The 9,668-nt window shown below is 50.0% G+C and carries 9 protein-coding genes; 5 read left to right on the top strand and 4 right to left on the bottom strand.

Going from position 1 to position 9,668, the window contains the following annotated elements:
• Nucleotides 1-243: 243 nt before the first annotated feature.
• Nucleotides 244-615, top strand: coding sequence for a hypothetical protein (locus tag D6694_12105; protein RMH38647.1), 372 nt, complete (start codon nt 244-246; stop codon nt 613-615).
• A gap of 71 nt (nt 616-686) precedes the next feature.
• On the opposite strand, the gene acs is transcribed toward D6694_12105, so the two are convergent.
• Together acs and D6694_12095 are read right to left on the bottom strand one after the other, a co-directional pair.
• Nucleotides 687-2,639 carry an acetate--CoA ligase gene (gene acs / locus D6694_12100; protein ID RMH38646.1) on the bottom strand — a complete coding sequence of 651 codons (1,953 nt, stop codon included), beginning with the start codon at nt 2,637-2,639 and terminating at the stop codon, nt 687-689.
• A gap of 15 nt (nt 2,640-2,654) precedes the next feature.
• Nucleotides 2,655-3,194: a hypothetical protein gene (locus tag D6694_12095; GenBank protein RMH38645.1), complete on the bottom strand. Its 540-nt coding sequence runs from the start codon at nt 3,192-3,194 to the stop codon at nt 2,655-2,657.
• Between the two features lie 53 nt (nt 3,195-3,247).
• On the opposite strand from D6694_12095, the gene D6694_12090 reads away from it, so the two are divergent.
• Nucleotides 3,248-3,733: a GNAT family N-acetyltransferase gene (locus D6694_12090; protein ID RMH38644.1), complete on the top strand. Its 486-nt coding sequence runs from the start codon at nt 3,248-3,250 to the stop codon at nt 3,731-3,733.
• Between the two features lie 53 nt (nt 3,734-3,786).
• Nucleotides 3,787-5,505, top strand: coding sequence for a hypothetical protein (locus D6694_12085; protein RMH38643.1), 1,719 nt, complete (start codon nt 3,787-3,789; stop codon nt 5,503-5,505).
• A 21-nt stretch (nt 5,506-5,526) separates the two neighbouring features.
• Here the strand turns inward: D6694_12085 and D6694_12080 are convergent, their stop codons facing one another.
• Nucleotides 5,527-7,161 carry a SulP family inorganic anion transporter gene (locus D6694_12080; protein ID RMH38642.1) on the bottom strand — a complete coding sequence of 545 codons (1,635 nt, stop codon included), beginning with the start codon at nt 7,159-7,161 and terminating at the stop codon, nt 5,527-5,529.
• Between the two features lie 110 nt (nt 7,162-7,271).
• Between D6694_12080 and D6694_12075 the strand changes: the two genes are divergently transcribed.
• Nucleotides 7,272-7,550 carry a DUF1315 family protein gene (locus D6694_12075; protein ID RMH38641.1) on the top strand — a complete coding sequence of 93 codons (279 nt, stop codon included), beginning with the start codon at nt 7,272-7,274 and terminating at the stop codon, nt 7,548-7,550.
• Nucleotides 7,543-8,802, top strand: coding sequence for an alanine dehydrogenase (locus D6694_12070; protein ID RMH38640.1), 1,260 nt, complete (start codon nt 7,543-7,545; stop codon nt 8,800-8,802). The genes D6694_12075 and D6694_12070 overlap by 8 nt, the downstream gene beginning before the upstream one ends.
• Before the next feature lie 14 nt (nt 8,803-8,816).
• On the opposite strand, the gene D6694_12065 is transcribed toward D6694_12070, so the two are convergent.
• The coding region (locus D6694_12065; protein ID RMH38639.1) for a type I asparaginase at nt 8,817-9,668 on the bottom strand (852 nt) is incomplete at its 5' end.

Here is a 9,668-nt window from a genome sequence, read left to right as displayed (position 1 = left end):
CTTGATTTCGAGTCAAGCCCGTTCAACCGCTCCGGCACCTCTCCGTTGTGAAATCGATAAAGATGTATGGTGCATGTGTTCTTGAATTTGGGATTCGTGCCCCAATGTCATGCAAGGACTCGCGGATGATTGACGGGCGGATTATAATGACGGCCGGTCTTTTTCGCAATGATCCGCATTGAGCAAACTTTCTACGAACGCAATATGGAGTCGATGATGACTGACAAATTACCTGATTTTTCCATGGATAAAGCGAATCTTTATCGAGAGGAGCTTTATACAGATCATCGCGCTGGCACCCTGAGGAAAATGATCCCGGTTACCGAGGATGGTGCATCGGATGCGGAGAGGGCAACGTATTTTGTGGGTGAAACCCAAGTCATGACCCCAATGGGCGCATTGCCGGTAAGTTTCGAAATTCAGACGGACAGCTTGAGCGAAGCGGTCTCTCAATTCGGAGAATTGGCGCAATCTGCGTTGAAAGAGACCATTGAGAAAATCAAAGAGCTGCAACGCCAACAAGCGTCTTCCATTGTGGTGCCAGGTCAAGGCGGCGTGCCGCCTGTGGCAGGTGGGACACCCAGTGGCCCTGGCGGCGGCATACAGATCCCCTAGTATATTTTTCCGGCGAAATCAGCGAAGGAAGTCGAGGCTTCCTTCGCACCCTCGGCCGGATTGTCAATGCGCTACGCTGAGTTTTGGCCGTCTAGCGTCTCTATCAATTGGGAGACGACCTCTGGATTGGCTAGCGTAGAGATATCGCCCAGCTCATCTTTTTGCCCAACTGCGAGTTTGCGCAAAATTCGGCGCATAATTTTCCCAGAGCGCGTTTTGGGAAGACCCGGCGCGATGCAAATAGTGTCTGGTTTGGCAATGGCACCGATTTCTTTCTTTATCCATTCTCGTAGCTCGTCATGCAGATTTTCATGGGGTGACCCCCCCGCCTTAAGCGTCACATAGGCAAAAATGGCTTGGCCTTTAATGGGATGAGGCACGCCAACGACTGCGGCCTCAGCGACGAGTGGATGGGCAACGAAGGCGCTCTCAATTTCGGCTGTGCCGAGTCTGTGACCGGAGACGTTGAGCACATCATCAACACGCCCTGTGATCCAAAGGTCACCGTCTTCGTCACGCCGCGCCCCATCGCCAGTGAAATAACGGCCAGGAAAGCGTTGGAAATAAGTGTCGACGAACCGTTGGTGATTGCCAAAGACTGTCCGCGCCTGGCCCGGCCAAGAATCACAAATGACCAGATTGCCTTCTGCCACACCCTCCAGAACATGACCGTTGTCATCGACAATGGCAGGCTGGATGCCCAAGAAAGGCCGCATAGCCGCGCCGGGTTTCATCGCGTGAATGCCTGGCATGGGTGTCATCATCACGCCGCCGGTTTCGGTTTGCCACCAAGTATCAACGATCGGACAACGAGACTGCCCGAATTTCTCAAAATACCAGTGCCAAGCTTCTGGATTGATTGGTTCACCGACAGTGCCTAAAAGTTTCAGACTTGTGAGATCACAACCTTCGACGGCCGCCTCACCATGAGCCATGAGGGCTCTAATCGCAGTTGGCGCTGTGTAGAGAATATTGACCTTGTGTTTTTCAACGACTTCTGCCATGCGACGTACAGTGGGGTAGGAGGGGACCCCTTCAAAGATAATATTAGTGGCAGCATTGGCTAATGGACCATAAACAATATAGGAATGACCAGTGATCCAGCCGATGTCTGCGGTACACCAATAGACATCGTTGGGTTGATAGTTGAACACATATTCATGTGTTAAAGAAGCATAGACTAAGTAGCCACCCGTCGTATGCAGAACACCTTTAGGTTTTCCTGTTGAGCCAGAGGTGTAAAGAATAAAGAGCGGATCTTCGGCGTTCATGATTTCGGGCGGACAATCCACGTCGCATCGGGCTGTGAGTTGTGCATAATCGTGGTCACGGCCTTCGGTCCACGGAATATCCATTTCGGTTTGTCGCACGACGATACAGTGCGCTATTCGAGTCTCCTGACACAATCCGATAGCCTGATCGACATTCGCCTTAAGCGGGATATTTTGCCCGCCTCGTCGACTGAAATCGGCCGTGATAATCGTGCGGGAGCGACCATCATCAAGTCTTCCCGCAAGTGCTTCGGGAGAAAACCCTGCAAAAACAACGGAATGTATGGCGCCAATCCTAGCACACGCCAACATGGCGGCTATGGCTTCGGGTATCATCGGCATGTAGATGGTCACCACATCGCCACGCGATACTCCAAGTGTTTTCAACGCATTGGCCAATCGGCCCGTCATTTCATAGAGTTGCTGATAAGTGATGATCTTGGCTTGTCCCGGTGTGTCCGGTTCCCAGATAAGGGCCGGTTTGTCAGCATGTTCAGGCAGGTGTCGATCAAGGCAATTGACCGAGGCATTTAGTTCGCCATCTTCAAACCACCGAATGGACACATTATCGGGCGAAAACGACACATTTTTGATCTTGGTTGGTGTGGTGAACCAGTCTATGCGTTGAGCTTGTTCGGCCCAGAAGTGTTCGTTGTCTTCAATGGAACTTTGGTACAAGGACTGCCACTGTGTTTCGTCAAAACGGCGATAGTCAAGATAACGCATAGGGATGTTTATAGTTTTTGTGCTCATATTGCCTCCCTTGTATTACTGCCTTATGTAGGCATAGCCTTTGTTTTGCAAAAAAATCAGCGTGCTCATGGCGGATAGCCCAACGTCAACGTTTTCAATCAGTTCGGAATGATTGATGCCCGCGAATTTCATTGTTTGACCACAGACCACGAAGCGAACACCCGCCTGTTGTAGGGCCTTAACGAGCGATCTGTTTGGATTCTTGCGCCCAAATCGACTTTGGTACGCCTTGTCATTGAGTACATCATAGATGCCCCTGCCGTGTACCACAGCAAAGATTTTAAATTTTGTGATGTCATTCCCAGTCTGGTGGTGCATGTTAAGCAGGCGTGCAATGGAATCAATGAGTTGATTGTGGTTGGCGACTTTTTTTCGATTGTCATAGATGTCAAATACGGCGTGAAGTGCTGGTTTGTCCGGGAGACGAAAAGTTCTTTCTGGGATAGGGTAGGCAGTGCCGAAGTCTTTAATGAGCGGGCCGTTGGGTGAAGCCCATACGAAATGGCTGCTCGTCAACATTAAAATGGTCAACCACCACGTGATTTTCATTGGCATTTCCTCCTTGGATTTATGACAATGGAAACAAGCATGTCACAAGGGGTTGATCCATGGCAACCATTCGTGAAGCAACTGTTAAAGATGTGGCGGTTATTCACCAATTTATCCAAGAGCTTGCTGATTATGAACAACTATCGGATGAGGTGACAGCCACCATTTCACAGTTAGAGAACACACTGTTTGGCGAGACGTCGGTCGCACACGTGCTTATTGCGGAGCAGGATAATGAGCCGGTCGGCTTCGCCTTGTACTTTTTTAACTATTCGACGTTCTTGGCGAAGCCTGGGATCTATCTGGAAGATTTATACGTGAGGCCAAAATTCCGAGGGCGAGGGGTCGGCACCGCATTGTTGAAAAAACTTGCGGCAATTGCCAATGAAAGAGGCTGCGGTCGGCTTGAATGGTCGGTACTTAAATGGAACAAACCCGCGATTGATTTTTATGAAAAGATTGGGGCGCGTCCAATGGATGAGTGGGTAACCTATCGTTTGGCGGGAAAAGCCTTATCCTCTTTTGGCGCAATTCGAAATGATTGACGTGGCCCAAAACTTTGGGATACTAGCAGCAAAGATTACAACCCGGTATTTGCATGGTGTCTGAGAAATTTTCTGAAGCACTACGGGCTTTTCAGAGCGGCTCTTTTGCCAAGGCTGACCAAATTTTAAGGGGATTGCTAGATAAGGAGCGGACGCGTGATGTTCTGCACTTGGCGGGCCTTGTTAAATTTCAATTGGGGGACAGTAACGCCGCAATCCAGTTGATGACAGAAGCATTGAAAATTGGTGGCTTTGATGCGCCCATCGCCATTAATCTTGGGAAGATGTATCAGGCGGAACAACGCTATCTTCAGGCCACGCGGATTTTTGAGCGCATTTTGGAAACGTCTCCGGACGATGCCAATGCGATAGTGGCAATGGCAGAACTGTGTGTTCAGCAGGAAAAATGGGCAGAAGCCGAACACTGGTTGCAAAAGCTGCGCGAACAAGGCCGGATGCAAGGCAATCAATGGTTGCTGTTGGCAGAATGTCAACACCGTCAAGGTCGATCATACGATGCTTTTGAACTACTGAATAACCTGCCAGCCAATGCCCAAAAACACCCTTCGGTTCGAAGAGCACTGGGGGCCCTAGCTGTGGCTACGGGGCAACCGGGGAAAGCGATAGCGCTCTTAAGCCAAGCGGCTGCCTTTGATGCCAATGATGTGGAAGCAGGTTTGCTGTTGTCAGCGGCCTATTCAAAACTTGGCGATGAGTCCACGTCGCGCCGAGTGGCCTCTGAGGCGCTGTCTAAGACACCATGGATGACCATTTCCAAGCCATCGAAAACGGCGGCAAAAGTGGTACTTGTCACCAGCCTAATGCAGAAAACGCTCGATACAGATGAGCAGGGACGGCTTCGAGTCAATGGCGGGCATTTCTTAACGCGCGATTTGATTGACGTTCGTCGTTTTGCCTTTGACCGGTTGTATCTATTACCAAATTGGAAAGCCTCACGTGCCAAATGGCAGCCTTGGCATGTTTGGGTCAATACCATTTCCGATCCGGATCAGGAGTATGACGCACTAAAGGCAATGTGCGAAATTGCTGAATCGCTTGATGTCCCCGTGATTAATCCTCCAGCCAGCGTGATGATGACAACTCGTGACAGCAACGCGCGACGCATTAACCAGCTGCCGAACATAATGATGCCGAAGACTTGCCGAATTGTGCGCGATGGAGAGGAGAAAGCACAAATATTGGCACAAGGTTTCGATTTTCCTTTTCTTTTGCGAGAAACCGGCACGCAAACAGGCACGAGTTTCGAGTTGATCGAAACGGAACAGGAACTTGATGCGTATCTAGGCAAGACAAAGAAAGACTTATACGCCATAGAATTCGTCGATGTTTCTATGACGCCAGGGGTTTATCGGCGCTTTCGTCTGATTTTTGTGGATGGTCAAGCCTACCCATCAACCTGTTTGTTCCATGACCATTGGAATGTGCATACGGTGAATCGAAGTCGGTTAATGGCACACCGCGAAGATTTGCAAAAACTTGAACAAGATTTTCTTGCTGATCCCGAGCGCCATCTTGGAAAAACTAATTTTAAAGCACTATTGGCCCTGCCCGAAGTTATCAAATTAGATTATTTCGGGGTCGATTTCGGGCTACGCGCTCATGACGGTAAAGTGGTCATATTTGAGGTCAATGCCTCGATTAACCACAATTTTGACTCTGTCCCTCAGTATCCATACCTGGAACCAGCGCTTGAGCGCATATCGCGTGCATTCAATGACATGATTGAATCTCGACTCAATACGCGCCGATAGGCTCGGCGCGTTCTAGTCAAATTAAAGATGAGCTTGTAAACCCGCTAGGTCGTCATAAATATTGGATATCCCAACAAGCTCAAGCAGGCCAATTTTGTTGAGTTCTTCCTTTGTTTTGCCATGGACGCCGAGCAGAAACACATTGGCGCCATTGGCTTTGGCCTTGTTAATAATTTCTTCAAGAATCATGGCCGTGGAAATGCCAATGAGAGAAGCAGAAGTTAAATCAATAATGACGTTTCGGTGCCCTTTAAATTGTTCGGTACGCTGAAGTAGTCGACGGCCAACCGCATAGCTGATCGGTCCTGTAATTCGGATAAGCAGTGAGGCCGACCCTTGACTGGATAGCCATTGTTGCTCATTTTGGGGCAGTCGCTCGTCCAAGTGTTCGCCATCCGAAATTATCACTGACCCAAGCTCAAGATCAGAAAGCTTGTCTAGTGTCACTAGGTTTTTTATGAAGACACCAATAAATACGGCGGTCATTAAGTCCACGAACACTGTCAATACAAGGACAAGCAAGGTCAGAAATACTGTAAAGGCAGGCAGCCTGTGAAATCGCTTGAGGAAAGGCCAGTCAATAATATCAATACCAACTTTCACGAGTATGCCGGCCAAAACCGCTTGGGGTATGCCTTCGAACATAAAACCAAGTCCGAGCGCGACAGCAAGCAGGAGAAGGGCGTGAATGACACCAGATAGTGGCCCTGTGCCGCCTGCTCGGACATTGACCACTGTTCGCATGGTTGCGCCAGCACCAGGGAGTCCACCAAAAAGACCAGCTAGGGTATTGCCGATGCCTTGCCCTATAAGCTCACGGTCACTGTCGTGACGAGTGCCGGTAATATTATCGGCCACCAGTGATGTCAGCAATGAGTCGATTGACCCAAGGATGGCAAGCATTGCCGCATTCGCAAGCATGTCCGGTAGGACATCCAGTGTAAACGTTGGCCACTGGAAATGAGGCAGTGCACTCGGAATTTCGCCAATACGGTCGATTGGGCTATTAGGATTGATTAAAGAAATTAGCAGTGTCCCAACGATCAGCGCAAGTAATGGTGCGGGTAGCCAATGTGCAAAACGACCGCGCCACAAAAAGATAACGCCCAGACTGGCAAGGCCTACAAGCACGGCATCACTTTGCATTTGTGGCAGATGCGTTACGAACTGGTTGAGCGCACCGAGGACGCCGCCTGACGATGGCACTCCAATCAGAACTGGAAGTTGTAGAAAGATGATGATGACGCCGATTCCTGTCATGAATCCCGAGATAACGGGATAGGGCACCATCACAATGTAACGACCGAGACGAAATACACCCATCAGAGCCTGCAGGACACCACCCAGCACGACCGTTGTGAACGCCAATGCCATGCCTTGATCGGGGTGTTGCGCCATAAATTTGGCGATGACTGCAGTCATCACCACTGTCATGGGACCCGTTGGCCCAGAGATCTGGCTCGGGGTGCCGCCAAAGATGGCCGCAAAGAAACCCAATATAATTGCGCCATACAGGCCAGCGACGGGGCCTGCACCGGAGGCAATTCCGAATGCAAGGGCCAGCGGAAGTGCCACGATTCCGGCGGTGATGCCACCGAAAATATTGCCTTTGAGGTTGCCAAGAAAATCTGCGCGAGTGTAGTGGATGAGTTTCATCTGGACATGGTGCGTGGAAAAATGGAGAGCGCGATTATAGGTCAATTTCAGTCGGCTTGGTAGTTCGGGGCTGACTGGGTATAATCGCGGCGTGCCACAGGAGACCTATGATGAAAAGCTTTCTGGACGCTATTGACGCACTGACGCCTGAGATTTACGAAGCACTGAAAGAAGCTGTCGAAATTGGCAAATGGCCGGACGGGACGGTATTGACCGAAGCGCAACGTGAGATAGCCATGCAGGCGGTCATCTTGTATAGCCGTAAACTTGAAAGCGAGGATGATGAACCGTTCACCATTGGGCCGGACGGTGAGTTCCGCACAGCTGCCGCGCAAAAACGTGCCTATCTTGCGCAAAGAAAGATGAATAGGGGAGATCGTGATGCTTAATACAGTCATTCGAAAAGAACACAAAAATAAATGGGAAAGACGAACGCCACTGACACCAAAAGATGCAAAGCAGTTGGCAGAGACAGGTCTGCCGCTGACAGTGGAGAAAAGTGAGATTCGTATTTATGGAGATGAGGCCTACAAGGCACAGGGTTTAGGCTTGGTGGACTCCCCGAATGAAGCACAATTTGTCGTGGGCATTAAAGAACCACCAGTGGACTCGATTCAGCACGGTCAGGTGCATTTGTGTTTCTCGCATACCATCAAGGGGCAAGATTACAATATGCCTCTTCTGCAAAAGTTTTTGGATGAACAAGCCACACTGTTTGATTATGAGCTGATTACGGACGAAAACGGTGTTCGCACCATTGCGTTCGGGCGCTATGCGGGCATTGCGGGTGCCGTAGACACTTTCTGGGCGACGGGACAACGACTCGCATTGACAGGGGAGCGCAGTTGGGTCAACGACATTCAACAGACGTGGAAATATGGCGATATTGCGCAGTTGCGCAAAGCCCTGAACTCAATCAATGTTCAGTCGGGCCGTCCGCTCCGCATACTCATCGTCGGTACAGGAAAAGTTGGACGTGGTGCTGAAGAAGTCTGCCAATGGCTTGGTTTGCCGCGTGTTGAGACGGAAAAATTTTTGGCCAATGAACTGCCAGACGGCTCATTTTATGCTGTGGTGTCCAGTCGTCACATTCATCGCAGAAAGGACGGCGGGCCGTTTGATTTTCAAGATTTTGTAAAGCGTGGCAAAGAAGGCTACGAAAGCATTTTCCACGAGCTGCTGGGTCATTTTGACATTCTTTTACAGACGCCATACTGGTCGCCAGAATATCCTAAGCACTTACCAGTCGAAGTGATGGCGGAAAATGCCGAGCGGATGCCAATCGCAATAGGTGATATCAGCTGTGACATCAATGGAAGTTTAGAATGTACACAACGTGCAACCGATATCGACAATCCTGTTTATACCTACTTCCCTGAAGACAATCATATTGCTTCCGGGGTACGTGTTGGTGGCACTGTGGTCATGGCGATTGACAACCTTCCATGCGAACTTTCTAAAGATGCCTCGGATCATTTTTCGAGTATTTTGCCGAAGTACTTGCCGGAGATTGCGGCGATCGATCTCGCACGCTCTTTTGATGACGTTAATTTGTCGGACACACTCAAGCGCGCCTGTATTGTATATCGGGGTGAACTGACGCCGCGTTTTCAATACCTAAAAGATTTTCTTCCCGCGTAAGTAGTTCGGGTGATCTACTGTGATGGTGGGGTCAATTCGCCGCGCAAATTCATGCCCACTTGCGTACGGATCTCAGCCACCGAAAGGCCGGCGCTGAACAAATAATATAACTTGGTCAGTGCCGCTTCTGCTGTCATGTCATGGCCAGAGAGGACGCCGACGTCGCTCAGCATTTTACCGGTTTCGTAACCCGCCATATTCACGGCACCACGATAACACTGGGTGCAATTGACGATCACAGTGTCTCGGCGACTTGCGCGAGCAAGAGAGGCAAGCAAACGTCCGTCCTTGACCGGAGCGTTGCCCATGCCATAGGTTCGAAGAATAATGCCATTGACGCCGTGGTCGATGAGGCTATCGATGATGGCCGGGTCAAAACCTGGGAAAATGTCCACAGTCACAATTTTGGGTGGCGTTAAGCGCCGCACCTGGAATGGTCGATTCGGAAAATGCTGTAGCAGTTCACGGCGGATCTCAATATCGGTGCCCACTGTCGCCAGTGGAGGAAAGTTGGGCGACGCAAAAGCATCAAACCCTTCTGCATCAACTTTTTGTGTTCGATTACCTCGATAAAGATGATGATGAAAATACACAGTCACTTCTGGGACTTTGTAGTGAGCCGCAATAAGCAGTGCGCCAATCAGGTTGTCGAAGGCGTCGGTGCGTATTTCCCCTGCGGGGATTTGTGCACCGGTAAAAATCACAGGCTTGGACAACTCCTCCAACATGAAAGACAGCGCAGAGGCGCTATAAGCCATGGTGTCCGTGCCATGCAATATGACAAACCCGTCAAATTCGTCGTAATGTTGTTCAATGTCTTCAGCAATATGTAGCCACTCGTTTGGCGTCATGTTCGCCGAATCGAG

The organism is Gammaproteobacteria bacterium (assembly GCA_003696665.1).
In the GTDB taxonomy this organism is placed as follows: domain Bacteria; phylum Pseudomonadota; class Gammaproteobacteria; order Enterobacterales.
Note: the sequence above shows the minus strand (reverse complement) of the source record. Positions and strands in the feature narration are given on the sequence as shown.

Excerpts from the sequence above, each read along its gene's own strand:
- D6694_12105 (RMH38647.1), top strand. The coding sequence starts at position 244 with ATGGATAAAGCGAATCTTTATCGAGAGGAGCTTTATACAGATCATCGC.
- acs (RMH38646.1), bottom strand. The coding sequence starts at position 2,639 with ATGAGCACAAAAACTATAAACATCCCTATGCGTTATCTTGACTATCGC.
- D6694_12095 (RMH38645.1), bottom strand. The coding sequence starts at position 3,194 with ATGCCAATGAAAATCACGTGGTGGTTGACCATTTTAATGTTGACGAGC.
- D6694_12090 (RMH38644.1), top strand. The coding sequence starts at position 3,248 with ATGGCAACCATTCGTGAAGCAACTGTTAAAGATGTGGCGGTTATTCAC.
- D6694_12085 (RMH38643.1), top strand. The coding sequence starts at position 3,787 with ATGGTGTCTGAGAAATTTTCTGAAGCACTACGGGCTTTTCAGAGCGGC.
- D6694_12080 (RMH38642.1), bottom strand. The coding sequence starts at position 7,161 with ATGAAACTCATCCACTACACTCGCGCAGATTTTCTTGGCAACCTCAAA.
- D6694_12075 (RMH38641.1), top strand. The coding sequence starts at position 7,272 with ATGAAAAGCTTTCTGGACGCTATTGACGCACTGACGCCTGAGATTTAC.
- D6694_12070 (RMH38640.1), top strand. The coding sequence starts at position 7,543 with ATGCTTAATACAGTCATTCGAAAAGAACACAAAAATAAATGGGAAAGA.